The organism is Chromobacterium sp. INPA-IVC, assembly GCF_059047085.1.
In genome coordinates this window covers 130,512-154,852 of sequence record NZ_JBTNLS010000006.1, presented here as the reverse complement: position 1 = coordinate 154,852, position 24,341 = coordinate 130,512, and the positions used below count along the sequence as shown (strand labels likewise).

General features: G+C 66.9%; 19 protein-coding genes. 6 read left to right on the top strand and 13 right to left on the bottom strand.

The genetic code is table 11. The features are described from left to right. The 3 genes from vioC to vioE are packed head-to-tail and all read left to right on the top strand — an operon-like array spanning position 1 to position 2,996. Entirely contained in the window at positions 1 to 1,290 is a 1,290-nt protein-coding gene (vioC, locus tag ACX17K_RS12465) for an NADP-dependent violacein biosynthesis oxygenase VioC (RefSeq protein WP_231151910.1), read from the top strand. Next, complete coding sequence (vioD, locus tag ACX17K_RS12460) at positions 1,290 to 2,411, top strand: flavin-dependent violacein biosynthesis monooxygenase VioD (RefSeq protein ID WP_493775048.1); 1,122 nt, start codon at positions 1,290 to 1,292, stop codon at positions 2,409 to 2,411. Before vioC ends, vioD begins: the two co-directional genes overlap by 1 nt. A 9-nt stretch (positions 2,412 to 2,420) precedes the next feature. Further along, the gene (gene vioE, locus ACX17K_RS12455) at positions 2,421 to 2,996 is read left to right on the top strand and encodes a violacein biosynthesis enzyme VioE (RefSeq protein ID WP_347371416.1); all 576 of its coding nucleotides are present in this window, start codon (positions 2,421 to 2,423) and stop codon (positions 2,994 to 2,996) included. Between the two features lie 65 nt (positions 2,997 to 3,061). Here vioE and ACX17K_RS12450 read toward each other — a convergent pair whose 3' ends face one another. Genes ACX17K_RS12450 through ACX17K_RS12435 form a run of 4 tightly spaced genes read right to left on the bottom strand, consistent with a single transcriptional unit; the run spans position 3,062 to position 8,137 of the window. Next, positions 3,062 to 4,159: an NAD(P)/FAD-dependent oxidoreductase gene (locus ACX17K_RS12450; RefSeq protein ID WP_493775047.1), complete on the bottom strand. Its 1,098-nt coding sequence runs from the start codon at positions 4,157 to 4,159 to the stop codon at positions 3,062 to 3,064. Continuing rightward, positions 4,149 to 5,972: a LodA/GoxA family CTQ-dependent oxidase gene (locus ACX17K_RS12445; RefSeq protein ID WP_493775046.1), complete on the bottom strand. Its 1,824-nt coding sequence runs from the start codon at positions 5,970 to 5,972 to the stop codon at positions 4,149 to 4,151. The genes ACX17K_RS12450 and ACX17K_RS12445 overlap by 11 nt, the downstream gene beginning before the upstream one ends. Before the next feature lie 13 nt (positions 5,973 to 5,985). Next, complete coding sequence (locus ACX17K_RS12440; protein WP_493775045.1) at positions 5,986 to 7,248, bottom strand: ferritin-like domain-containing protein; 1,263 nt, start codon at positions 7,246 to 7,248, stop codon at positions 5,986 to 5,988. A 43-nt stretch (positions 7,249 to 7,291) separates the two neighbouring features. After that, positions 7,292 to 8,137 (bottom strand): heme-binding protein, encoded by an 846-nt coding sequence (locus tag ACX17K_RS12435; protein ID WP_493775044.1) that lies wholly within the window; start codon positions 8,135 to 8,137, stop codon positions 7,292 to 7,294. Positions 8,138 to 8,572: 435 nt separating this feature from the next. Here ACX17K_RS12435 and ACX17K_RS12430 point away from each other — a divergent pair, with 435 nt between their 5' ends. Continuing rightward, the gene (locus ACX17K_RS12430; protein ID WP_493775043.1) at positions 8,573 to 10,054 is read left to right on the top strand and encodes a hypothetical protein; all 1,482 of its coding nucleotides are present in this window, start codon (positions 8,573 to 8,575) and stop codon (positions 10,052 to 10,054) included. 7 nt (positions 10,055 to 10,061) lie between these two features. On the opposite strand, the gene ACX17K_RS12425 is transcribed toward ACX17K_RS12430, so the two are convergent. The 6 genes from ACX17K_RS12425 to ACX17K_RS12400 all read right to left on the bottom strand — a co-directional run bounded on the left by ACX17K_RS12425 (position 10,062) and on the right by ACX17K_RS12400 (position 17,034). Beyond that, positions 10,062 to 10,820 (bottom strand): copper chaperone, encoded by a 759-nt coding sequence (locus ACX17K_RS12425; protein WP_493775042.1) that lies wholly within the window; start codon positions 10,818 to 10,820, stop codon positions 10,062 to 10,064. 16 nt (positions 10,821 to 10,836) lie between these two features. Further along, positions 10,837 to 11,313: a DUF7868 domain-containing protein gene (locus tag ACX17K_RS12420; RefSeq protein ID WP_493775041.1), complete on the bottom strand. Its 477-nt coding sequence runs from the start codon at positions 11,311 to 11,313 to the stop codon at positions 10,837 to 10,839. A 30-nt stretch (positions 11,314 to 11,343) separates the two neighbouring features. Continuing rightward, positions 11,344 to 12,234: a tyrosinase family protein gene (locus ACX17K_RS12415; protein WP_493775040.1), complete on the bottom strand. Its 891-nt coding sequence runs from the start codon at positions 12,232 to 12,234 to the stop codon at positions 11,344 to 11,346. A gap of 279 nt (positions 12,235 to 12,513) precedes the next feature. Continuing rightward, positions 12,514 to 13,017 (bottom strand): GNAT family N-acetyltransferase, encoded by a 504-nt coding sequence (locus ACX17K_RS12410; protein WP_493775039.1) that lies wholly within the window; start codon positions 13,015 to 13,017, stop codon positions 12,514 to 12,516. A gap of 88 nt (positions 13,018 to 13,105) precedes the next feature. Then, positions 13,106 to 15,583 carry a two-component system response regulator gene (locus ACX17K_RS12405; protein WP_493775038.1) on the bottom strand — a complete coding sequence of 826 codons (2,478 nt, stop codon included), beginning with the start codon at positions 15,581 to 15,583 and terminating at the stop codon, positions 13,106 to 13,108. Beyond that, positions 15,580 to 17,034 (bottom strand): sensor histidine kinase, encoded by a 1,455-nt coding sequence (locus ACX17K_RS12400; protein WP_493775037.1) that lies wholly within the window; start codon positions 17,032 to 17,034, stop codon positions 15,580 to 15,582. Before ACX17K_RS12400 ends, ACX17K_RS12405 begins: the two co-directional genes overlap by 4 nt. A 224-nt stretch (positions 17,035 to 17,258) precedes the next feature. Between ACX17K_RS12400 and ACX17K_RS12395 the strand changes: the two genes are divergently transcribed. Both ACX17K_RS12395 and ACX17K_RS12390 read left to right on the top strand, forming a co-directional pair. Beyond that, on the top strand, positions 17,259 to 18,359 hold the full coding sequence (locus ACX17K_RS12395) for an agmatine deiminase family protein (protein WP_493775036.1): 1,101 nt from the start codon (positions 17,259 to 17,261) through the stop codon (positions 18,357 to 18,359). A gap of 26 nt (positions 18,360 to 18,385) precedes the next feature. Next, complete coding sequence (locus ACX17K_RS12390) at positions 18,386 to 19,345, top strand: LysR family transcriptional regulator (protein ID WP_493775035.1); 960 nt, start codon at positions 18,386 to 18,388, stop codon at positions 19,343 to 19,345. Here the strand turns inward: ACX17K_RS12390 and ACX17K_RS12385 are convergent. The 3 genes from ACX17K_RS12385 to ACX17K_RS12375 form a co-directional block, all read right to left on the bottom strand. Beyond that, positions 19,296 to 20,051 carry a helix-turn-helix domain-containing protein gene (locus tag ACX17K_RS12385; protein WP_493775034.1) on the bottom strand — a complete coding sequence of 252 codons (756 nt, stop codon included), beginning with the start codon at positions 20,049 to 20,051 and terminating at the stop codon, positions 19,296 to 19,298. The genes ACX17K_RS12390 and ACX17K_RS12385 overlap by 50 nt on opposite strands. A 178-nt stretch (positions 20,052 to 20,229) precedes the next feature. Then, complete coding sequence (locus ACX17K_RS12380; protein ID WP_493775033.1) at positions 20,230 to 22,479, bottom strand: M9 family metallopeptidase; 2,250 nt, start codon at positions 22,477 to 22,479, stop codon at positions 20,230 to 20,232. A 141-nt stretch (positions 22,480 to 22,620) separates the two neighbouring features. Then, positions 22,621 to 24,336: a GGDEF domain-containing protein gene (locus ACX17K_RS12375; RefSeq protein WP_493775032.1), complete on the bottom strand. Its 1,716-nt coding sequence runs from the start codon at positions 24,334 to 24,336 to the stop codon at positions 22,621 to 22,623. Positions 24,337 to 24,341: the final 5 nt, after the last annotated feature.

The window sequence follows — 24,341 nt, the reverse complement described above, 5'->3', positions numbered from 1 at the left end:
ATGAAAAAAGCAATCATAGTCGGAGGCGGGCTCGCCGGCGGTTTGACCGCCATCTACCTGGCGAAGCGCGGCTACGAGGTCCACGTGGTGGAAAAGCGCGGCGATCCGCTGCAGGACCTGTCGTCCTACGTGGACGTGGTCAGCTCGCGGGCGATAGGCGTCAGCATGACGGTGCGCGGCATCAAGTCGGTGCTGGCCGCCGGCATTCCGCGAGCGGAGCTGGAGGCCTGCGGCGAGCCCATCGTGGCGATGGCGTTCTCGGTCGGCGGCCAGCACCGGATGCGGCCGTTGAAGCCGCTGGAGGATTTCCGTCCGCTGTCGCTCAACCGCGCGGCGTTCCAGAAGCTGCTGAACAAATACGCCAATCTGGCCGGCGTCCGCTACTACTTCGAGCACAAATGCCTGGACGTGGATCTGGATGGCAAGTCGGTGCTGATCCAGGGTCTGGACGGCCAGCCGCAGCGGCTGCACGGCGACATGATCGTCGGCGCCGACGGCGCGCACTCGGCGGTGCGGCAGGCGATGCAGAGCGGCCTGCGCCGTTTCGAATTCCAGCAGACCTTCTTCCGCCACGGCTACAAGACGCTGGTGCTGCCGGACGCCCAGGCGCTGGGCTACCGGAAGGACACGCTGTACTTCTTCGGCATGGATTCCGGCGGTCTGTTCGCCGGCCGCGCCGCCACCATCCCGGACGGCAGCGTCAGCATCGCGGTCTGCCTGCCCTACAGCGGCAGCCCCAGCCTGACCACCACCGACGAGCCGACGATGCGCGCCTTCTTCGACCGTTACTTCGGCGGGCTGCCGCAGGACGCGCGCGACGAGATGCTGCGCCAATTCCTGGCCAAGCCCAGCAACGACCTGATCAACGTCCGCTCCAGCACCTTCCATTACAAGGGCAATGTGCTGCTGCTGGGCGACGCCGCCCACGCCACCGCGCCTTTCCTCGGCCAGGGCATGAATATGGCGCTGGAGGACGCCCGCACCTTCATCGAGCTGCTGGACCGGCATCAGGGCGATCAGGACAAGGCCTTTCCCGAGTTCACCGAGCTGCGCAAGGTGCAGGCCGACGCGATGCAGGACATGGCGCGCGCCAACTACGACGTGCTCAGTTGCTCCAATCCGGTCTTTTTCATGCGGGCCCGCTACACCCGCTACATGCATAGCAAGTTTCCCGGCCTTTACCCGCCGGATATGGCGGAGAAGCTGTATTTCACGTCGGAACCGTACGACAGGCTGCAGCAGATCCAGAGGAAGCAGAACGTTTGGTACAAGATAGGAAGGGTCAATTGATGAAAGTTCTGGTTATCGGCGCGGGTCCGGCCGGCCTGGTGTTCGCCAGCCAACTGAAACAGGCGCGTCCGCAGTGGGCGATAGACATCGTCGAGAAGAACGACCAGCAGGAAGTGCTGGGCTGGGGCGTGGTGCTGCCCGGGCGGCCCGGACAGCATCCGGCCAATCCGCTGTCCTATCTGGACGCGCCGGAAAAGCTGAATCCGCAGTTCCTGGAGGATTTCAAGCTGGTGCACCACAACGAGGCCAGCCTGATGAGCACCGGGGTGCTGCTGTGCGGCGTGGAGCGCCGCGGCCTGGTGCACGCCTTGCGCGACAAGTGTCGTTCGCAGGGCATCTCCATCCGCTTCGAATCGCCGCTGCTGGAGCAAGGCGAGCTGCCGCTGGCCGACTACGACCTGGTGGTGCTGGCCAACGGCGTCAACCACAAGACTTCCCACTTCACCGAGGCGCTGGCGCCGCAGGTGGACTATGGCCGCAACAAGTACATCTGGTACGGCACCAGTCAATTGTTCGACCAGATGAACCTGGTGTTCCGCACCCATGGCAAAGACATCTTCATCGCCCACGCCTACAAGTACTCGGACACGATGAGCACCTTCGTCGTCGAGTGCAACGAGGAAACCTACGTCCGCGCCCGCCTGGGCGAGATGTCCGACGAAGCATCGGCCGAATACGTGGCCAAGGTGTTCCAGGCCGAGCTGGGCGGCCATGGCCTGGTGAATCAGCCTGGACTCGGCTGGCGCAACTTCATGACGCTGAGCCACGACCGCTGTTATGACGGCAAGCTGGTGCTGCTGGGCGACGCGCTGCAGTCCGGCCACTTCTCCATCGGCCACGGCACCACGATGGCGGTGGTGATCGCCCAGTTGCTGGTGAAGGCGTTGTGCACAGAGGCTGACGTGCCGGCCGCGCTGCGGAGCTTCGAGGAGCGCGCGCTGCCGCTGGTCCAGCTGTTCCGAGGCCACGCCGACAATAGCCGGGTCTGGTTCGAGACGGTGGAGGAGCGCATGCACCTGTCCAGCGCCGAGTTCGTCCAGAGCTTCGACGCCCGGCGCAAGTCGCTGCCGCCGATGCCGGAAGCGCTGGCGCAGAACCTGCGCTACGCGCTGCAACGCTGAGGAGGCCGCATGGAAAACCGGGAACCGCCGCTGCTGCCGGCGCGCTGGAGCGGCGCCTACGTGTCGTACTGGAGTCCGATGCTGCCGGATGACCAGTTGACGTCCGGCTACTGCTGGTTTGACTACGAGCGCGATGTCTGCCGCATCGACGGTCTGTTCAATCCCTGGTCGGAGCGCGACACCGGCTACCGGCTGTGGATGTCCGAGGTCGGCAACGCCGCCAGCGGCCGCACCTGGAAGCAGAAGGTGGCCTATGGCCGCGAGCGGACAGCCACCGGCGAGCAGCTGTGCGAGCGTCCGCTGGACGACGAGACCGGCCCGTTCGCCGAGTTGTTCCTGCCGCGCGACGTGCTGCGCCGACTGGGCGCCCGCTTCATCGGCCGCCGCGAGGTGTTGGGCCGCGAGGCCGACGGTTGGCGTTACGAGCGTCCGGGCAAGGGGCCGTCCACGCTGTATCTGGACGCCGCCAGCGGCGAGCCGCTGAGGATGGTGACCGGGGACGAGGCGTCGCGCGCCTCGCTGCGTGATTTCCCCAATGTCAGCCAGGCGGAAATTCCCGACGCCGTCTTCGCCGCCAACCGCTAGCGTTCGGATCGGGTAGAGAAACGGGGCTGCTTTCGGGCAGCCCCGTTGTCGTCGCCGGATGGGAGTCAGGCCGGAACGGCCAGCGCCGCGGGCGCGAAGGCGCGGCGCTGCCAGAACGGCCGCTCTTGCCAGCGGCTTTCCTGTCGGTAATGCCGCCGCCGTTCCGCCAGGTAGCGGCGGAAGCAATCGTCGGCGCGTTTGGCGTAGGCGCGAGCGGGCGCCAGGTCGCCGTCCAGCATCGCGGCGATGGCCGGCGCGGCGGCCAGCGCGTCGCCGAGCGCGCAGGCGATGCCGGACGAAGCCAGCGGGTCCAGACCCATCAACGCGTCGCCGACGCAGATCCAGCCGGGGCCGGCGGCGCGGGAGACGCAGCCGCTGTGCGCGGCGAAGGCGTGCACGGCGTCTATCCGCGGCGGCGGGGGCAGCCTCTCCGACAGCAGCCGGGTGGCGCGCCAGGCGGCCAGGAAGTCGGCGGGGTGCTCCAGCCCCTGCGTCCGGGCCAGGTCTTGGTCCGTCATCAGCGTCGCCAACGCGTGGCCATCCGGCAGCGCCGCGGCATACCACCAGCCGTAAGGCGCGGATTCCACCAGCGAGTAGCCGCTCAGTTCCCCGCGGCAGTCCACGCGGCATGCCAGCGCCTGCAGCCGGTCCAGCCTGTACCTGGGAATGCCCAGCCGGGCGGCCAGCGGCGAGCGCCGGCCGCCGGCATCCACCACCACCCGCGCCTCCGTTTCGCCCAGGCCGCGCACCCGCAGCCGCCAGCCGCCATCGGCCGGCTCGATGGCGTCGACGCCGGATTCGCTCAGCACCGTTATGCCGCGCGCCATCGCCTCCTGCCGCAGCGCGCGGTCGAAGCCGGCGCGGTCCAGATGCCAGCCGTGGCCGTGGCCCCGGTACAGGAAGTGGTCCAGCCGCGGCGTCTCGCTTCCCCACAGCGAGAGGTTGCCGTGGTAGCCCGGCTGGCCGTCCAGAGCATGGCCGGCGCCCAGGCGCGACAGCAGGCCGGCGACGTCCGGCGTCGCCGATTCGCCGATGCGGAAGGGCTGGGCCAGCGGACGGTCCAGCAGCAGCGCCTCCACGCCCAGCGCATGCAGCGCCAGCGCGAGGGCGCTGCCGGCCGGGCCCGCGCCGGCTATCGCCACCGGGTAGCGGCTAACGTTCATTGCGCCGTTCCGGCAGCGGTGGATGGGCGGGATCGAACGGCCGGGGCAGTTCGCGCTCCACCTCGACGAAGCGGCGCTCGCCGTCCACCTGCTTTTCCATCACGAAACCCAGGCCGGCCCAGTACTTGACCATGTCGATGTCGTCGGCGAACTGGATGAAGTCGCCGGCCAGCTGGTCGTAGTCGGTGCCCAGCCACGGCACCTGTTTGCCGGTCTCCTGGTCGGGCGGCGGCGGGGGCGAGGCGGCCGCCAGCGTCCGCGGCTGCGGTTGCGGCTCCAGGTAGACGAACTCCGGCCGTTGCGCCGGCCACCACCATAGCCGCCTGCCATCCAGCGGCTGCGACGAGCACTCGTTGAAGTCGGCTTGCCAGGGGATGGCCATGTAGCGGGTGACGTCGCCGGGCTCCATGCCGCGCTTCAGGTCGAAATCCAGGCTCAGCGGGCCTTCGGGCACGAAGTGGTTGCGGATGCGGAAGGGCTGGCGGTAGATGGCCGGATTGCGCGATATCCAGGTCATCTCGATGCCGGGCGAGAACGGCCCGCCGACGCAGTTGTCCAGCGCCGCCCGGGTCAGGCTTTCGGCCGCGTCGCCGTCCTCCGGGTGGTTGACGAACCAGCCGGCCACCCACTGCTGCAGCATGAAGTACTGGGTGTCGGTGAGGCGCATGTACTTGCTGGTGGCGGTGCTGAGCACCAGGCAGTTGTCGCCGGCGAGATACGGCATCATCGTCGCGCCGCTGGCGGTGAGGATGTCGTTCTCCTGGTAGGGCGGGCGGATGAAGTCCAGGATGTACTGGCGGAAACCCTGGTATTCCGGCGCGCCCAGGCCATCCGTTCCGGTCGCTCCCAGTTTTTCGAAATCGAAATGGTGCGGTTTGGGCGGAATGGCGGCGACCCACGGCATATAGGTCGCGCGCTCCAGCAGCGGGCGGATTTCGGTGTGGAAGTTGGGTTTGAAGCCGTCCGCGCCGGACTTCCAGAAGCCGTTTTCATAGAGGGCCGGATAGTGGCCGCTGCGCACCAGCGCGTCGAAGATGGTGTCGTACAGCGTGATCAGGTTGGGGACTTCCGGCGCGTACTTGGGCGGGGCCACCAGCACGTGGGCCGGCAGCGCCTCGATCCGGCTGCCGTCGGAGAGCTCGATCACCGCGCTGACCGGCCCGTCCGAGGTGTCGTCCCACCAGCCGTCGTTGTTGGCGTAGTCGGTGATGGTCGCGTCCGGATCGGCGGAGCCGGAGACGCCGTAGCCGCCCAGCACCAGCAGCCGGCCGTCCTGGTCGGTGCGCAGCTCGCCCAGGGTGTCGATCGAGTCCCGCATCGGATAGAGCGGGCTGGGCGGGAAATGCGCGCCCTCGTAGCCGTCCGGCACGGTGTTCTTGCTGAACTGCTCGCCTTGCTGGCTGCGGCCGGAGATCTGGCGCGGGCCGGCGTCGATCAGCAGCGTGTGGCGGTCCTCGGCTTGCGGGTTGCGCAGCGGATGGTTGGGCGCGTAGCCGTCTTCGCCCTCGGCCGGCACGAAGGTGTACCAGCTGGGTTTCTTGTTGGCCAGGTGCGCGGTCCAGCGTATCGCGTGGACGCCGTCGGTGTTCAGCGTCACCTCCTCGCTGACGCCGTTTTCCACCTTGTACACCTTGAAGCGCGCGGCCTGGCGGCACAGCCGGCCTTCGGCGTCGCGAAAGTCCTGTTGGGTGAACGGCTTGCCGTCCGGCATGAGGGGCAGGCCGCAGTAGCGGTCCGGCTCGATGTAGAACTTTTCCGGCGCGTCGCCGACGCGGGCGATGCCGATGGCGGGGTAGATCCGGTATTCGATCATGATGGCTCCCGATTCATGCTTGTGCGGTCTGATGGGCGGCAGCCAGGCGGCTGACGTTGTCGCGCACGCTCTCCAGCGCGTCTACCATCTCGCCGCGCTCCGCCGGGTCGTCTATCTGTTGCCTGGCCACCTGGACGGCGGTGGGCAGCCGCGTCGCCAGATCGGCCAGCCTGCTGCCGGGCTGGTACAGATAGGTGGGCGCGCCGTTGGGGCCGACGTCGCTGTCGGTATCCTTGTGCAGCGGCGTCTGCATCAGTTTGCGGGCCAGGTTGGGCAGCGCCTGGTGCATCAGTGGCAGGCCCTGGGTGAAGAAACTGTCCTTGGACTGGCCGGCGATGAAGCTGCGCTCCATCGAGTCCAGCATCAGGCTGTAGGCGATGTCGAACAGCTCGGCCAGTTGGATGGCCATCGGATTGGTGAAGTCGCCGCGCTTGGGATTGGACACGATGGGGTAGGTGGGCGGAAAGCCGGCCTTGTCCAGCGACACGGTGCGGAATTTCTTGAAGTGCGACATCTCGTACGGCGAGCCGATGATGGGGCCGTAGGTGCCGTCGGTGCGTTCGCCGTAGGTGTTGTAGGTGGCCCACGGCTCGATCGGAATCATCGACTGTGATTCCGGCACGCTGCCTTCGCCCTGCTGCACGATCTGCTGGACGCCTAGCCGGGCGCTGGCGAGGTCGGTGACCCGCACCGGCTTGCCGCCGAACTTGCCCAGATAGATGTCCAGCCGCTGACAGGCGTCGGCGTTCGGCTGGAACAGCGCCGCCTGGTCCGGATAGGCCGTCAGGCCGTCCAGCAGCGCGTCGTACAGCTGGGCGATGTAGCTGTAGTTGTCGCCGCGCGGCGGCGCGTGCGGCGGCGCCGGGGTTTCGATCGCGGTGAAGGTGTCGTTGAACACCTCCACCGACGCGCGGCACAGGCCGATGAAAGGCGTGGTGCTGGTGTTGGCGTGGGGCAGATAACAGGGATAGACCGGCGCGGCGCTGCCGGTCAGCCGGGGCCGCCCGCCGATGCCCACCAGCAGATTGGCGGCCTGATTGATGTGGAACATCTCCTCCATCATCACGCTGCGCAGCAGCTGGTAGGCCTCGCAGTTGGGATCGCTGATCGAATACAGCGCGGTCAGATACGGCGGGATGGTGGTCATTTCCACCTGGATCGCCAGCTGGGCCGCGTCTTGCAGCGGCTTGCGGGCATCCGCCAGGTCTCCGGCGGCGCTCTGGCCGTAGATGCGGTCGAACAGCATGCCGAAGGGTTTGCTCGAATCGATGCTCATGTTTCCTCCGCGAATCGTCGGGTAGGCAAACGGCGCGGCGCGCTCAGCGCTTGATCAGCGTGGCCACCGACACGTGCGGCCAGATCACTTCGTCGAACACCAGCAGCACGGTCTGGGTGTACTGCAACTGGAGGAACTGGCTGCCGTCCGGGCGCTGCAGGGTTTCGATCCAGAAGATGGAATTCATCTCGGTGGCGTCGGCGTTCTGGACGATGAAGGGAATGTTGGCGATGCCGCCGGAATCCTGGGTGCTGACCGGCAGATTGGTGGTGCTCACCACCTTGAGCTCCAGCTGTTGCTGCTGGTACTTCAGCACGTCCACCAGCGCCTGGTTGGGATTCGACATATCGAAGCCGGGAGGGAACTTGCCGTTCAGGTAGGGATCGGTATAACCAAGAGGCAGCGGTTTGCCATCCACCCGGGTGGGCAGCGGGCTGACCGGCGCGATGTTGGGCGCCCGCGCCTCGCTGGACGCCTGGCCCTGGGCCAGCAGCGAATCGCCGTGGGGGATGGTGGCCTGGCGCGCGATGGTGGGCGGATCTTGAGGCGCGGTGGTGGCCGGCACGTTCAGCCAGATGCCGGGTTCGATGTGTATGCCTTCGCCAGTGTCGGCGTCGCTGACTTGCTGCAGGTAGGTCAAGCCGTAGAGGAAGATGTCGTTCTGTTTGGAGCCGCGGTTCGGCACCGGCCCGCCTATCGGGTTGAAACTGATGGTTTCGATGGTGGCGTTGACGATCAGGCGGAAGATTCCGCCGTTCTGGCGGTTCGGCACGGCGATCATATTGTAGCCATGGCCGGTCCAGTGGCCGGACAGCTCGGCCAGCGGACCGAGGTTGTCCAGGCTTTGCGATAACGGGGCCGAGGCGCGTTGGAATTGGCTGAGGTTCATGGTTGGCTCTCCCAAGACATTGTCGAGATGACGTTGTGCTGCCTGGTGCGTTGCCGACCCGATACCGCGATGTTGTCGTCCGCCTTGGTCGACGGATGATGCCGGATTCGTAAGACTACTTAACCATGATTCTTATATGGAATATCCAGCATGTGCTGGTTATAGCCGGGACCGGCGCCATGTCAAGCGTGGCGCGGTTTGCGATGATGCGACTCCGTGGCGCGATGACTCGCTCAAGGCGCGCTGATTGCGAAGAAAAATGATCAAAAACAGTCATTTTGGACAGTTTTAATCGCGTGGGCGCGGGGTGGTTACGGCATAAGATGAAAGTCCGGCCCATCGATTTGCGCCTTTCGGATCGCGTCGATCCGGGGTGGATTCCGGAGTTTTCGCGCGGAATGGTTGCATCCGCGCCCGCTATCGCAGGAGGCCGCAATGGAAGCCAGGCGTATCAATCAATACCGCGCGCCGCAACTGGTGCCCTTCAGCGCCAGGCTCGACGAGGATGGGCAGACCGTGGTGCTGGCGGCCGATTCCAACGAGTACAAGCTCGCCTTCAAGGGCGTGGAAGGCGGACGGGTGCTGGACAGCGTGCTGTCCATGGCCAATCCGGGCGCGGAAATCTGGTACGACATCCATTCCGGCTCGGCCCAGCCCTGGCAGCTGTCCCTGGCGCGCCAGCTGGATGAACTGTCGCTGATCCGGGACGCGCCGGCCGGCCGCTCCGCGCTGGAGATGCGCCGTCTGGAGCAGGAGTCGCTGATCGGCCGCTGCATCGAGCGGCTGCGGTCCGATTCCGGCGACCGCGGCGGGCAGTGCGTCGCCACCGCGCGGGTGATGCTGCATTTGCTGGACGAGCCGCCTCCGGCCCCCGGCGCGTTTTTCATCGACGATGTCGCCGCGCCGGAGTGGGGCGACAATTTCGCGCTGCAGACCTTCTATCTGCAAAAACTCTATCTGGAAGACAACCTGCCGCAACTGATTCCGCTGTGGCGGAGGGTGCTGACGGGCTTCATCGAGGCATCCGGCGGCGCGGTTCTGGGCCGCGGCACGGGGCGGGTGGCCAGGCCGGACGTGCTGGGCTTTTATTGCCCGGTGCAGGAAGAATCGTACCTGCTGTGCCTGGTGGATCTGGTGCTGCAGGCGCCCTGCGCGGGAGCCCGCCGCCGCCTGCGCGGCTGGACGTCGCCGGCGGCGGCGGACAGCGGCGTCAACTTCATGCGCCGCGCCCGCCAGTGCCTGCAGTCCGGACTGGAGACGCTGGGGGAGAGCCGTTTCGCGCGTCAGGTGGGCGCGGAAGGCGCGGAGGCGGGTTCGCTGGTCCAGGGCCTGTTCATCGAGCAATACCATGTCTCCAGGCGATTCGCCGAGATCATCGCGCCGTTGATGACCCGGCGGATGCGGCTGCCGATGAAGCAGCATGTCCACCGCTACTTTCAGGAGGAGCTGGCGCGCGAGGTGTATGGACGGTCGGTATGCGAGGCGCTGGGCGTGCCGTCTGCCTGGTTGGACCAGGCTTTGCCGCTGCCCTTGTTCCAGGCCTATGTCGATGCCTTCACTGTGCTGGGGCGCTATGATCCCATCGGCTATCTGGCGGCGCTGATGGCTTTCGAGTGCGGATTGGGCATGGAGGGACTGGCGGACATGGGGCAGGACGGCGTGGAGGAGGAACGCGCCGCTTACCGTCCGTTTCCGCGGCGGGACGACGCTTGCCTGGAGGGCGGATGCGCGGCTTTGCCGCAGTTGTTCTTCCGCGAGATCTCGCTGCTGGGGGCCGCCGCGCAGCGGCGCGCGTTGGGCAGCCTGGCTTATATGATGGAGCTGGAGCACCGGGCGATGGACCAGGTCGCCGATTTCTACCGCGTTCAGGAGACGCTGGACATGTGCTCGCTGGATGGTTTCTACGGCGGCGGGTGAGGAGCGGTCATGCGGCCATCGCCTGCCACAGCGCCAAGCCCAGCAGCGCGGCCGCGGAAACGACGGCGGCCGGCCGGCGGTAGCGTTCGGCGGTGGCCAGCGCGGTGATGCCCAGCATCACGGCCACGCCATGCCCTCCGGCGCCCGGCAGCAGCATCAGCAGCCAGCAGCTGCGCAGGCAGGCGACGCCGTTATCCAGTCCATACAGCAGGCAATCGCGGTCGGCGGCCCAGCCAGAGGGCGCCAGCGCGCGGCCGCGGTGGCAAGCCGCCAGGGCGGCGGCCTTGCCCGGGCCAAGCTGCCAGGCGGCCGCGGCGAGGGCCGCGCCGGCGAGGGACAGGGCGCGGTTGTTGACGGCGGACAGCCATAGCGCGGCCGCCGTATCCAGCAGCCAGCCCGCCGCCAGCCAGAGGCCGAGATAGCCGCACAGGAAGACCGCGATTGCCCGGCTCCGCCGCCGCCACAGGCTGTGGAGGGCGGCATAGCGGGCGGGGCCCGCCGCCAGCGGCAGCATCATCGCCGCCGCCATCAGCGGCAGGCCGCCATCCGGCGACGGAGCCCAGCCCAGTTCGCGCCAGGAGAATCCGCCGCGGCAGATCGCCGCGAAGCCGATGCCGCCGGATCTTTGCAGCAGGCATAGCCACGCCGCGGCGCAGAGCGCCAGCGCCCACCATTCCGGATGCCGCAGAAACCAGTCCCGCGTTCGCCGCAAGCCGGCAGGCAGCGGCGCGGCGGGGCGGGCAGAGCCCATCGTCAGCGCGCGCATCGGAGCGATCCGTAAATCACTCGTAATACAGGCTGACCCGTCCCACCCTGACCTCGGCTTCGCGTTTGGCTTGCCGCCTGGGGACAAAGGTGACGCGCAGGTCTTTGGGATCCCAGCCGGGCTCCCGTTCCAGCCGCGCCATCAGCTCGGTGACGTCGAAAACATAATGCAGGCCGGTGCCGGCATGGCCCGCGCCCTGGCGGGACGCCTTGTCCAGGCCGAACAGCGGCAGGACGCCGGCGCATAGCTCTTCCCGGCTGGCCGGTTGGGATTCGCCCGGTGGATGCAGGTAGATTTCATAGCTTGGCGGCATGCCTTTTCCGGTGACCCGCTCAACCCGGAGGTAGGCCTGGCGCGGCCTGCCGGCCGCTTGCGCCTGCAGCGCCGGGCCGGTCGGCGACTCTATGGACAGGCTGACCGTGGCGTCCCGCGACGCCAGCGGGAACGGTTCCTGGGTGGCTGCCACCATCTCGCATGGGTGTTCCGTTGACATGGATGAGTGCTCCCGTGGGGTTGGGCGTCGTTAGCCGACATTGCCCAGCGGATTGGCGAGGTTGTCGTATTGGTAGTGCCAGGGCCCGTTCACGGTGTCCAGAGCGTCCTGCGGCGTGAAGGTGGCCGGCTTGCCGCTGGCGTCGTGGAAGAAGAAGCGGGTGGCGCTCAACCATTTGGGATCGGTGGGATTGGCGTTGCCCATTTTGCGCCATACCTCCCACAGCCGGTCGATGTTGGCGTGGTGCAGCCAGAAGATGGGGTCCTGCGCGGCGGTGTCGGGATCGCCCATCAGGCCGCCGATATCGCTGTGGATCATGTCGTGTGGCACCATCTCCAGCTGCCCCTGATCGCTGTCGCCCATGTGGTTGGGGCCGCGCATCGGCCCGCCGAAGCCGGAGTCGCCGCCCGGCGCCAGGTGTCCGGCGAAGTTGGCGCGCTTCAGGCAATTCAGGCTGACCGCCTTGTTGTCCAGAAAAGGCTTGCCGTCGTTGCCCTGGTCGCGCTCCACCAGCAAAGGATTCTGGCCGGACAGGCCGGCGAATTGCTTGGCGGTGAAGGCGGCGGGGAGCGCCCGGGCGTCCGGCGGGCTGTAATTCCAGTACGGCAGCGCCCAGTCCTGGGGGCCGCCCAGCTTGGCCACGGTGGCGGAGACGATGTCTTCGAAGATGCCCAGATAGACGCGGTGCCAGGGTAGGAAAAACCAGGTGGCGTGCTGGCATTGCGCCCAGGCCTGCTTCTGGTCCTGCGTGAAGGATGAGGGATTCTGCAGCGTGCCGTGCACTGCCGCCTGGTACTGCCAGCTGGTGGCGTCGCTGGGCGGGCGCTGCTGCATGTCGTGTACGGCCCGGGCATACCATTGCAGCGTCTGATCGCTGGCGTCCAGCTTGGATACGTCCTTGCGCATGCGGGGGGTAGGCATTTCGGCTGCTCCTGGTTTGGCGTCGCATTTCGCCGATGGGCTGCCGGACAGGGAGAGCGATGGATAGGCCCGCCTGCGCGGCGGATCATCGGCGTTGCCTTGCAGGTATAGCCGCGGAGCGCGGCCATGCGCTTCGGGGCGAATACTTAAGTGCTAATGCGGATATTCAATATTTTCCTGGTGTTCGGGGCAGGCGCGATATGCCGCTTCCTGGCGGCGGCGTGGCCTTCGCGCTGGGCAAGCAGGCGCAACGCTGGACCAGGAGCAGTGTCCGCAGCGCTAAGTCGCGGGATGCTCCGCGTCGCTCAGCACCGCATACTCCGCGCCATCCAGCGTGAACGCCGCCACTTCGCGCATGCCCAGACGCTGGTGGGCGCGCAGCGAAGCGGGGTTGTCGCGGCGGATGAACAGGATGGCCTCGCCGCCGGGCAGGCTGTCTCGGAGCGCGGCGTACAGGCGGGCCGGCAGGCCTTGGCCTCGTTCTGAGGCGGCCACGCAAATCGGGCCGTAGACATAGGCGTCGGGCCCGCCCGGCCAGGCGCGCAGCATGGCCGCCACCGGAGGCGGCGGCGAGGGTTGAGCCGCGGCGGAACTGAACAGCGCGCCCACGACGCGGCCATCGCGCAGCGCCGTCACCGTCGGCATGCCCGATTGCAGCATCGCGGCGACCTTGCCGCTTGGGAATTCTCCCGTAAGCGAGCCGCCGTTGGATGGCGCATTGGCCTGCAGCAGGGCGGCGATGCCGTGCAGATCGTCCGGGGACGCGAGGCGGATTTGCAGCATGTCGGGCCTTTGGGCTGCGGGCGAGATGCCAAGCCAGGCAGCGCCTATGGTTTGGGAGCGGCCATCGTCGCCCGCCGCCGCCGCGAGGTCAAGCGGACAGCGCGCGCGGGTCGGGAGGGAAATCGCCGGGGAGGCGGCCGCCGTGCTGGCGCAGCAACTCGACGAAAAGATCGGCCGGCAGAGGATGCGAGTACAGGAAGCCCTGGGCGTGCTCGCAGCGACAGGTTTGCAGTATGGCGGCCTGGGCCGGCGTTTCCACGCCTTCCGCGATGACTTTCAGGCCCAGCTTGTGGGCCATGACGACGATGGCTTCGCACAGCGCGTGGTTGCGGGGCTCGTCGGTGATCCGGCGCACGAAGGCCTGGTCTATCTTCAGGCAGTCCAGCCGGTAGCGTTGCAGATAGGACAGCGCGGAGTAGCCGGTTCCGAAATCGTCCAGCGCGATCCGGATGCCGGCCGCGCGATAGAGATCCAGCGCCTCCTGCACTTTGCGGTCGGCGTCGAGCAGCAGGGATTCGGTGACTTCCAGCATCAGCGCCTGGCCAGGCACCCCGGCGCGCCTCAGCTTGTCCAGCCAGCGGGCCGGGTTCTGCAAGTCGCGGAAATGCAGGGCCGACACATTGATCGCGATGCGCAGGTCGTCGCGCACCGTGTCGCGCCATTCGCGTATGACGGACAAGGCCTGGTCGTATACCCATTCGCAGATTTTGCCGCTCAGGCCGCACTCTTCGGCGATGGGAATGAAGACGGCGGGATTGATGACGCCGCGCTCCGGATGGTGCCAGCGCAACAGCGCCTCCGCCTCGCGTATCCGGCCGCTGGCGAGATCGATGATGGGCTGGAATTCGAGCCGGAACTGGCCTTCTTCCAGCGCCTGGTGGAGGCCGTTGGATATCTGCAGCCGGACTTCCGCGGCTTTCTGCATGGCGGGGGCGAAGAAGCAGTAGCGATTGCGCCCGGCGTGCTTGGCTCCGTACATCGCCTGGTCGGCGTTGCGCAGCAGCTCGTCCACGCTCATGCCGTCGGCCGGCGCCATCGAGATGCCTATGCTGCCGGTCACATAGCACACCATCTGCTCCAGCCGCACTGGCTCGGCCAGCCGCTGCAGCAGTTTCTGCGCCATCAGGTCCACGTCGCCCGGGGATTCGATGTCCCCCAGCACGATGCAGAATTCGTCACCGCCCAGCCGAGCCACGGTGTCGCTCGCACGCACGCTGCCTTGCAGCCGGGCGGCGATGGTGGCGAGCAACTGGTCGCCGTGGCTGTGGCCGAGGGAGTCGTTGATGGTCTTGAAGTGATCGAGGTCTATCAGCAGCACCGCCATCATTTTCTGATGGCGAGTGGTCTGGGCCAATCCGTACTCCATCCGGTCTTGCAGCATGCGGCGGTTGCACAAGTTGGTCAGCGGATCATGCTTGGCCAGGTAGGCCAGTTGTTCCTGCGCGGCCAGCACCGAGCTGATGTCGGAGAACACCAGCACGTAGTTGGCGACGCCGCGGTCCGGGCCGGGCACGACGCTGATGCTTTCCCAGATGTTGATGACCTTGCCGTTCTTGTGCAGATAGTTGACGTTGCCTTGCCACAGCTTGCGCTCGTCGGAGGCTGCTGGCGGGCCGGCTCGGGCGAAACTGTGCGGCGTCTGGTAGAGCAGGTCGATATCCGGCCAGGCCATCGCTTCCTCCGCGCTGTAGCCGGTGTGCTGGCTGAAGGCCGGGTTGACCGACACCACCTTGCGGCGCGCGTCCAGTATCGCGATGCCCTCGGAGGTGGAGTCGAATACGGTGGCGGCCTGGCGCAGCCTCTCCTCGGTCTGGCATTGTCCGGTGATGTCCTGCAGCACGCCTATGATGCGCCGGCCGGCGGCGCCGTCGTCGAAACTGCGCGCGCGGGCGTGCAGCCAGCGCTCGTCCTGGCCGGGCTCGGCGCGGGCGCGGAACCGGATGTCCAGCGCGCAGCCGTGGTCGCGGGTGCTGGCTATCGCCTCGCTCACCGCGGCGGCGTCGCGGGCATCCACCTGTTCGATGAAGTGGCGGATCGATTCATTGGCCGCCAGTCCCGACGCCAGCGGCGCGTTGCCCGCGAGGCTGAAGGTCTGCATCTGGTCGGCCTCCACTCGCCATTCCCAGACGTCGAGTTCGGCGGCCTGCATCGCCTTGCCCATCGTGCCCAGTTCTTCGTCGGTCCGGTGCTGGAGTTTGTAGCGGACCATGGCCATTTGCAGCGTGGCGTGTAGCTCGCGCGGAGAAATCGGTTTGACCAGATAACCGTAGGGCATCGCGTTTTTCGCGCGTTGCAGCGTCGCGTTCTCGGCGTAGGCGCTGAGGAAGACGATGGGGATTTTCAGCCGCCGGTAGATTTCACAGGCGGCGTCCACGCCGTCCATGTCTCCCTCCAGGTGGATGTCCATCAGCACCAGGTCCGGCCGGTCCCGCTCGGCGCACGCTATCGCCAGGCTGCCGCTGGCCGCTATGTCGCAGACTTGGTAGCCCAGCGCCTGCAATTGCAGCTGCAGGTCCATCGCGATGATGCGTTCGTCTTCCACGATCAGGATGCTGATGTTTTTCACGCGCTTTCTCCCGCGCCGAATACCGGGAAACTGACTTCCACGCGCACGCCGGGATGGTTGTCCAGCGTCTCCAGCCGGGCGCCCATCTGTTCGGCCAGCATGGGCATCAGCTGCAAGCCCAGCGACGCGGGACGCGTCGCCGGATCGATGTCGGGCAGGCCCACGCCGTGGTCGGCCACCGTCAGGAGGGCATGCCGTTCATCCTGGCGCGCCAGCCGCATCCAGATGGTGCCTTGGCCGCCCGGATAGGCGTGCTTGAGCGCGTTGGTCAGCAGTTCGTTGATCAGCAGGCCGCAAGGCGTCGCCCGCTGCAGTTCGATGCAGGCCAGGCCCGCCGGCGCGTCCAGCTCAATCTTCACGCCGCCGGCCAACTGGCCGTAGCTGTTCAGCAGCAGCTGGTTGAAGCGCTGCAGGTATTCGCCCAGGTCCACCTTGGAGAAGTCGTGGCGCTCGTACAGCAGCTGGTGTATCAGCGCCATCGAGCGGACGCGCGCCTGGCTGTCCTGCAGCACGCTCCGGGCGCTGTCCTCGCGCACGTACTGGCCCTGCATGCTCAACAGGCTGATGATCACCTGCAGATTGTTCTTCACCCGGTGATGAACTTCGTTCAACAAGGTGGTTTTTTCCTGCAGCGCGGTTTCCAGCTGGCGTTGAGCCTGTTTGCGGGCGGTGATGTCGACGATGCCGGCCAGCACCATCGGGCCGGCTTCGGTTTCTATCGGATTGAGGCCGATTTCAATCGGAAATTCGCCGCCGTCCTTGCGCAGGCCGTACAGGTCGCGCCCCACGCCCATGGGCCTGGCCTCGGGCCGGCGCAGGAAGCTTTGGCGCAGCTGGCCGTGGCGGCCGCGGAAGCGCTCCGGCATCAGCTGCTCTATCCGCATGCCTAGCAGTTCGTCGCCGGGATAGCCGAACATCGCTTCCGCCAGACGGTTGAACAGGATGATGGCGCCGGCGCCGTTTATCATGATCATCGCGTTCGGCGATTCCTGGACCATTTGGTGGAAGCGATCCTCCATGCGCTTGCGGTGGCTGAGGTCGCGGGTGATCTTGGCGTAGCCGCGCATGGCTCCATCATCGGCGCGCAGCGGAACCAGCAGGATGTCGGCGAGGAAACGGCTGCCGTCGCGGCGAAGATGCCAGTGTTCGACGGCGTGGCGGCCGCTCTGTTCCGCCTGCGCCAACTGGCGCATCGCTTGCGGATAGGCGCTGTTGGATGGGGGCAGAAGGCAGCTGAAGTGGCGGCCAAGGACCTCGATCGCCAGGTAGCCGTGCATGCGCTCGGCGCCGGCGTTCCAGCTGCGAACCAGGCCGCCAGCGTCCAGCAGGATGATCGCGTAATCTTCCACATATCGGGTCAGCAGATCGAAGCAAACATCGCTCTCCCGGATGCCGGGCAGAGGGAGCGAACCCGTGGCGGGCGTATTGGTTTCCCTGGCGGAGTTGAGCATGGAAAGGTCCGTGGGCTTGCGGTGCGCTGGATGGAAAAGACCAATATCGTTATAAGGCTAATACGCCTCATATGCCATTGGCTTGGTGTTTTTACGCATGGCTTGAAAGTCTGTTTATTGATTATTTATGATGAAAATTGATTGATCTGCGGAAAATTAATCAATTTTTCAAATGGAAATCCTCCCGCACAATGCCAGCCGTGAATTCAAGCAAAGGAACAGCGATGACGAGCAGACGACGGTTTCTGGGCGGGAGCCTGCTGGCGGCGGGGGGATGGCTGGCGGACAAGGCGATGGCCGCAGGCGGCGCGCCGAAGTCGGCCGACGCGTATCGGATGCCGGACGAAGGGGCGCGCCATGCCGCCACCTGGATGGCGTTCGGCCCCAGCCTGGCGGTGTGGGGAGGGAGGCTGTTGCCGGCGGCGCGCCGCGATCTGGCGCGGGTGGCGTCGGCGATCGCCGCCTTCGAGCCGGTGCGCATGCTGGCGCGCGAAGAGGAGCTCGATTTGGCCGCCAGGCTATGCGGCCCGGACGTGGAGCTGGTGGCCCAGCCGCTGGACGATTTGTGGATACGCGACAGCGGGCCGGTATTCGTCAAGAGCGGCGGGGGCAGGCTGGCGGCGGTGGATTTCAACTTCAACGGCTGGGGCGGCAAGCAGGCGCATGGCCGCGATGCCAGGGTGGCAGGCTTCGTCGCCGCCCAAGCTGGCTCGGCGCTCCTGCGCGCCCGCTTGGTGCTGGAGGGCGGCGGCATCGAGGTGGATGGCGAAGGCACAGCCATCATCACCGAGAGCTGCGTGCTCAATCCCAACCGCAATCCCGGCTGGAGCAAGGCGCAGTGCGAAGACGAACTGCGCCGGCTGCTGGGCGTGGAGAAGGTGATCTGGCTGCCTGGGATCGCTGGACGCGACATCACCGACGGCCATACCGACTTCTACGCGCGCTTCGCCAGGCCCGGCGTGTTGGTGGCCGGTCTGGAGACGGACCCGGCTTCCTACGACTATCAAGTGACGCGCCGCCATCTGGCTATTTTGCGCCAGGCGCGCGACGCGCGCGGCCGCAAGCTGGACGTGGTGACGATTCCGGGCCCTGCCCGAGTCCGGCCGGAATACGAGGATGAGGAAATGGCGGCGGGCTACATCAATTTCTATGTCTGCAACGGCGCGGTGATCGCGCCCGAGTTCGGCGACGCCAAGGCCGACCGCAACGCCTTGAGCGCGCTGCGCGAGCTGTTTCCGGAGCGGGAAGTGGTGCAGTTGAACATAGACGCCATCGCGGCCGGAGGCGGCGGCATCCATTGCGCGACTCAGCAACAGCCCGCCTGAGCGCGGATGAAGCCAAGGAGGGAAGCATGGCGGAACATGATGCGCCGGGAGGCGAGGGAGTGTCGGAGCACGCCGGCGCGTCGCGGCTGCCGTCTCTGCGGCTGTTGGCAGGCTTCGAGGCGGCGGCGCGGATCGGCAGCTTTTCCCGCGCGGCCGAGTCGCTGCACCTGTCGCAATCGGCGATCAGCCACCAGATCCAGCAATTGGAGGAGTTTGTCGGCCAGCCGCTGTTCCACCGGGTGGGGCGCGGCGTGGAGCTGACCTTCGCCGGCGAGATGCTGCAGCAGAGCGTGGGGCGCGCGCTGGAAACCCTGCGCCGCGGTCTGGACCGGATAGCCGTCTACACCGATCCCGGCCTGGTGGCGCTGGTGGGGCCGGCCTTCTTGCTGCAAGGCTGGCTGCAGCCGCGGCTGGCCGCGTTGCGCGCCGCGCACCCGGACATTGTGCCTTTGCTGTCCATCGACGAGTCGCCTGGCCAGGCGGATGAGATAGACGTCGACCTGCTGATCTCGCCGCGGCCGCTGTCGCTCGATGGCTGGGAGGACGCGCGCTGGCTGCGCGACGAGTGGCTGTTCGTCTGCGCGCCGGCGCTGGCCGAACGGCTAGCCGGATTGCCGTTCGAACGCCATCACGAGCTGGCGCGGCTGGTGTGCCTGGAGAGGGCGCGGCTGCCGGACGCCGCCGAGGCGGAAACGCAGCGGCTGCTGCGCCGCTTCGGCGTGGCCGCCATCTACGACGATGCCCAGCTGGCGCGCGACGCCGCGTTGCGCGGTTACGGCATCGCCTGCCTGTCTTCGCTGGCGGTGGATGAAGATTTGCGCGATGGCCGGCTGCGCGCGTTGGCCGGCTATCCGCGGCTGCCGGGCGCGCAATGGTGGCTGTCGCGGCCGGAGAACGCCTTGCGGACCGAGGCGATGGAGCGCATGCACGCGTGGCTCAGCTCTGCCGCGCGGGAAGGTGCTGCCAGCGCAGCTGGCGCGGGCTGAGGCCCAGCAGTTGCCGGCACAGCCGGGTGAGGGCGCTCTGGTCGGAAAAGCCGCAACTGGCGGCGATGTCGGCCAGAGAGCGGCGGCTGTGGCGTATCGCGTGGCAGGCCGCCTCCATCCGGGTGCGGCGGATGAAGTCGCCCGCGCATGATTGGAACACCCGCTTCATCCGGCGGTCCAGCTGGCCGATGCTGAGGCCGGACAGCTCGCACAGCTCTTCCAGATGCAACGGCCGGTGGTAATGGGCCTGGATGTGGTCGACGCAGGCGGCGAAACGCTCGTCCAGCAGTTTTTCCCGGGTGAGGTCGGCCAGATCCTTGGAGATGCACACCAGGCCCAGCAGCCGCCCGTCCGGGTCGCGCAGCGGCTGCTTGCTGGTCAGGCACCATCCCGGCGCGCGGTCGGGATAGACCGTCAGATCCAGGCGGTTGCGCAGCGGTCTTTGTTCGGCGAACAGCGCCAGATCCTGTTCGCGATAGCGGTTGGCCATCGCGCTGGGGAACAGTTCGTGCGCGGTGCGGCCTTCCGCCTGCCAGCGGTGGCGCAGCGCGCAGCGGCCGACGCAGCCTTCGCTGATCGTCAGATAGCGGCTGTCCAGATCCTTGACGGCGAACACCACGTCCGGGAGATGGTCGAACAGCGCCGCCATGGCGCGCACCGCGGCCAGGTCGCTGATCAGGTGGGGAGCTTGCGCTGGGATGAGCATGTTGGCGAATCCTTGGGATTACATGATTAATTCCATTGAATTGGCCAATTATTACATTGGCATTTATTGAAAGTACCATGCGCCATGTCTATGCGATTTGCAAGTCTTGGCGGTCCGCCTGGCGGCAAGAAAACAGGCCATGCGTCATGCATGGCCCGCTTGGTTTCACCGGCGGCGCTTACTCGTAGCTGGCGCTGACGGCGACGTTGGCGAACGGCTGCTTCGCCTGCAGCGTCAGGTAGTACCAGTGGCCGGCCTGCGGCGCGGCGATGGCCACCGACTCCTCGTTGCCGGCGCCGGCCGACGCGTAGTCGTAGCTGGCGGGCGTCGGGTAGCGGTCCATGGCCACATAGAGGTCCACGTCGCCGCTGCCGCCGCTGGTCCACAGCTTGAGGTTGCGGGCGCCGGCCGGCATCCAGATGGCGGCGTAGTAGGCGCCGGACGAGGACAGGCTGCTGATCGAGCAATTCTTGCCCAGGCGATTGGGATAGCCCTCGTTGCAGGCCGGCAGGCCGGTTGTCGGCGGCAGCGGCGGCTGGCCGGCGGTGGTGGCGCTTTGCGTCCAGGCGGCGAACTCGCTGTCGTAGCGGCTGCCGATCTGCCGCATCATGCCCATGTAGCCGCCCGCGTAGTCGCCCTTGCGGAACAGCGGCAGCATCGCGTCCACGTCGGCGCGGTGGCGCTCGAACATGAAGCGGGTGGCCATATAGCCCCAGCGGTAGGCGCGGGTGACGTAGTCCGGCATGTCGTAGGTGTTGCCGAAGATCTGGCTCAGCTTGTAGTTGCCGGTCTTGGCGACGTCGATGGCGGTCTGGTTGTCGTTGCGCAGCGACAGGTACTCGGCCAGGCCCTCTATCCACCATACCGTCGGCTGCTGGGTGGCGGCGGAGAAGTCGCCGTACATGTCGAAGCGGCCGTCCAGGTAATGGATGTATTCATGCTCCAGGTTCCACACCTTGAACACCGGACGCAGCCACGAGGCCTCGTGGGCGATGAAGCGGGCCTGGTTGCCCGGATCGGCCGGGTTGCCTTCCAGATACATGCCGCCGTTGTCGGTGGAGATGCCGTAGATCACGCCGGCGTACTTGGAGTAATTGTTGTAGTCGTCGAACACCACCACCTCCAGCGAGGTGTTGTTGTCGTTGGCCACCGGCTGGTTGCGGGTTTGCAGCATCTGGTGGAAGTACGACTCTTCCTTCTGCAGCAGCGCGCATGAGGCTTGCATCTGGTCGGTGGTCATTTCCTGGGCCCGGATGCGGATGGTGGGGCTGCAGGTGTAGCGGTTGACCAGGATGGCGTCGGCCAGTTTGGTTTCGAAATCGCAGGTGCCGTATTCGGCGCAACTGGCGTTGTCGTAATACTTCACCGCTTCCGCCGCCGCCAGCCACAGCTCGTTGTCGGCGCCGGTCATGCTGCTGCCGGCCAGAATGGTCTTGACCTGCGGCTTGATCGCCGGCTTCAGCGCCGGGTACTGCATGAAGCGCAGGCCCTCGCGGGTGGCGTCGCCCAGCTGGAACGCGGTTTCGGTGCCCAGCAGGCTGGCCTTGTCAGCCTGGACGAACTGGGTCAGCGCGGCGGAGTAGCTGCCATCGTTCTGCAGCAGCGGCGCGGCGTTGGCGCGGCCGTGGGCGTAGAAGAACACGGTCAGCGCGCCGGTGAAGCCCTGGCTGGCGGTGGTCTCGCGCAGCGCCTGCGCGGCATTGGGATTGGCCGCGGTGTTGGTGTAGCGCTGGACGATGGAGCGGATGGACGGCAGGTAATAGGCCTCATCCGCCATATTGGTGATCAACGTCATCACCTCGTTGGCGGTGGTCGGCGCCTGGCTGTTGGCGGCGAACAGCGCCGAGCCGTCGGCCAGTTGCTTGATGCCGGGGCGCAGCACGGCCTGCAGATTGGCGTCCAGCGCCGGCAGGGTGCCGGTGCTGGCCAGGTAGTAGCCGGCGCGCAGGTAGAGCGCGAGGTTGACCAGCGTCATCGACGACGCGTTGTAAGCCGCGGCCTCCTGGGCGAAGCGGCCTGCCACGGCGTTGAGGTTGGCCGCGCTGTAAATGGTGGCGGCCAGATTCTTGTCCAGCGCGAACAGGCCGTAGGCGCAGGTGTAGTCGGGCAGGGTGGCCAGGTAGTTGGCGAGGTCGGCGCCGCCGTGGCTGGCCATCGCGTTCATGTCCTGGCATTGCGGGGTCGCCGCGTGGCGAGCCAGCTTTTTCAGCGGCCGGCCGATCACGGTGCGGTTGTCCTGCAAATGGTAGCGGGACTGGAAGTCGGTCGGCGGGCGCTGGCGCCACAGTCTGGGCGGCGCGGGTTGCTTGGGTTTGGCCTGAACCTTGCTCTGATGCGGCATCTTGTAGGTTTTGGGCGCGGCATGGGCCGGCGCCGACAACGCCGCGGCCAGGGCCAGGCACAGCGCGGCGAGGGGAAGGCTTCGCATGTTCTGTCTCCGGAAAGTCAGGGCGTTTCCCTGACCGGAAGATCATGCCAAGCACTCCCGGACATTTCTTGGCGAGTCTTTTCGCCGCCGCGCGCAGATTTGCCAAATGTGGCCGGATGGGGCCGGAGGCGTCGCGCGCGCTCAGGCCGCCACCACCCGGTTGCGGCCCTGCCGCTTGGCCGTGTAAAGCGCGCGGTCGGCGGCTTGCAGCAGCGACTCCAGCGTGGCCGACGTCTCTCCCAGGGTGGCGACGCCGAAGCTGGCGGTGACCGCCAGTTGCTGGCCGGAGGGCAGCGGGCATGGCGATTCGGCTATGCCCGCGCGCAGCCGTTCGGCCAGCGTTTCGCCGGATGAGGCGTTGCCGTGGCTGGCCAGCACCACGAATTCTTCGCCGCCGTAACGGCCGGCCAGGTCGTCCTCCCGGCAGATGCGCTCGATGATGGCGGCGACATGGACCAGCACCGCGTCCCCGCTGTCGTGGCCGTGCTGATCGTTGACCTGCTTGAAGTGATCGATGTCGAACAAGATCAGCGTCGCCGACTCTCCCGTCCGTCTGGCGCGCGCGATTTCGGCGTCGGCGGTCTGGGTGAACGCGCGCCGGTTGGCGATGCCGGTGAGGAAGTCGATCCGCGACACCTCGGTCAGCTCGTCTATCAGCCGCTGCCGTTCTTGCTCCAGCACGCGTTTTTCCTGGCTGTTGCGCCGCAGGATGGCGATGGCGCGCAGCACGTCGCCGATTTCGTCCTTGCGCAGGGTGGCGGGGAGTTCGGCGTCCAGCCTGCCGTCGGCGATGTCGGACAGCAGTCTGGACGCGGCCAGCAGCGGTTTGGCGATCAGCCAGCGGATGTAGGAGAACAGCGCCAGCTGCGCGATCAGCGCGATCACGCCCAGGGCGATGGCCCCGAGCAGATGGCGGAAGGCGGTGAGCCGCTGGACGGCGGCCTCGTCGGCAGCGGTCGACAGCATGGTGTCGCGCAATTCGACGATGCTGTGCAGGCTGGGCATGTAGGCGGCGGTGAAGGCCGCCGGAGTGGCCGCATACGGCCGGCCCAGCCGGCTGGCGAGCAGAATGTCGTCCACTCGGGCCAATCCATTGCGGAAATAGCGGCTTTCCATGCTCGACAAGGCCTGCCGCTGGACCGGTTGCGTCGTGGGCACGCTCAGGCGCAGGCGGATGGTGCCGCGCAATTGCTCGATGCGGCCGCGCAGAATGAACACCTCCCGGGCCTCGGTTTCCGTCAACGGCCGTTTTTCGGTCAGCGCCGGCACCAGGGTTGATCCCAGCCGGCCGGCGTATTCGCGCAGCTCGGTCGCCAGGCGGGCGCCGCTGAGCGGATTGGACAGCTGCGGATAAATGCCGGACGCCTGGAAGGATAGGGCGTTTACGGCTTCAAGCACGACGGGTACCACGTCGAACATCCGCCGGATCGGCGCCATGATTTCGGTAGCGGTCGGCGCCGGATCGGCGATGGTCCGGTCCATGTCGTGCCGGGCCTCGCTCAGCCGCTGGCGCGCGACGCGGATGGCGGCCAGGGCTTGCCGGTGATAGGCGGAGCGGGATGGCGACAGCGCCGTGACCAGGTCTTGCAGCGCGCGGTCGCTGGCCAGCCTGGCGACACGCAGCTTTTCCCGGTCGCCGCCATCGGCAGGCGAGCCTATCAACGCGTTGGCGGGGCCGCGCTCAGTGGAGATCTTTTCCACCGCGACCATGGCGAGATGGGCGATCTGTATCGAGCCCAGCCCCTCGTCGGCCGCATGGTACGCCGCCCATTCGCCGTTGATGATCCAGGCCAGAGGCAGGCAGGCGAGGATGAACAGCACGAAGGTGACGATGGTGAATATCTTGGACAGGCGCATCGGTC

Bases quoted from the DNA above. Each gene is read 5' to 3' on its own strand.
- vioC (WP_231151910.1), top strand. From the start codon at position 1: ATGAAAAAAGCAATCATAGTCGGAGGCGGGCTCGCCGGCGGTTTGACC.
- vioD (WP_493775048.1), top strand. From the start codon at position 1,290: ATGAAAGTTCTGGTTATCGGCGCGGGTCCGGCCGGCCTGGTGTTCGCC.
- vioE (WP_347371416.1), top strand. From the start codon at position 2,421: ATGGAAAACCGGGAACCGCCGCTGCTGCCGGCGCGCTGGAGCGGCGCC.
- ACX17K_RS12450 (WP_493775047.1), bottom strand. From the start codon at position 4,159: ATGAACGTTAGCCGCTACCCGGTGGCGATAGCCGGCGCGGGCCCGGCC.
- ACX17K_RS12445 (WP_493775046.1), bottom strand. From the start codon at position 5,972: ATGATCGAATACCGGATCTACCCCGCCATCGGCATCGCCCGCGTCGGC.
- ACX17K_RS12440 (WP_493775045.1), bottom strand. From the start codon at position 7,248: ATGAGCATCGATTCGAGCAAACCCTTCGGCATGCTGTTCGACCGCATC.
- ACX17K_RS12435 (WP_493775044.1), bottom strand. From the start codon at position 8,137: ATGAACCTCAGCCAATTCCAACGCGCCTCGGCCCCGTTATCGCAAAGC.
- ACX17K_RS12430 (WP_493775043.1), top strand. From the start codon at position 8,573: ATGGAAGCCAGGCGTATCAATCAATACCGCGCGCCGCAACTGGTGCCC.
- ACX17K_RS12425 (WP_493775042.1), bottom strand. From the start codon at position 10,820: ATGCGCGCGCTGACGATGGGCTCTGCCCGCCCCGCCGCGCCGCTGCCT.
- ACX17K_RS12420 (WP_493775041.1), bottom strand. From the start codon at position 11,313: ATGTCAACGGAACACCCATGCGAGATGGTGGCAGCCACCCAGGAACCG.
- ACX17K_RS12415 (WP_493775040.1), bottom strand. From the start codon at position 12,234: ATGCCTACCCCCCGCATGCGCAAGGACGTATCCAAGCTGGACGCCAGC.
- ACX17K_RS12410 (WP_493775039.1), bottom strand. From the start codon at position 13,017: ATGCTGCAAATCCGCCTCGCGTCCCCGGACGATCTGCACGGCATCGCC.
- ACX17K_RS12400 (WP_493775037.1), bottom strand. From the start codon at position 17,034: ATGCTCAACTCCGCCAGGGAAACCAATACGCCCGCCACGGGTTCGCTC.
- ACX17K_RS12395 (WP_493775036.1), top strand. From the start codon at position 17,259: ATGACGAGCAGACGACGGTTTCTGGGCGGGAGCCTGCTGGCGGCGGGG.
- ACX17K_RS12390 (WP_493775035.1), top strand. From the start codon at position 18,386: ATGGCGGAACATGATGCGCCGGGAGGCGAGGGAGTGTCGGAGCACGCC.
- ACX17K_RS12385 (WP_493775034.1), bottom strand. From the start codon at position 20,051: ATGCTCATCCCAGCGCAAGCTCCCCACCTGATCAGCGACCTGGCCGCG.
- ACX17K_RS12380 (WP_493775033.1), bottom strand. From the start codon at position 22,479: ATGCGAAGCCTTCCCCTCGCCGCGCTGTGCCTGGCCCTGGCCGCGGCG.
- ACX17K_RS12375 (WP_493775032.1), bottom strand. From the start codon at position 24,336: ATGCGCCTGTCCAAGATATTCACCATCGTCACCTTCGTGCTGTTCATC.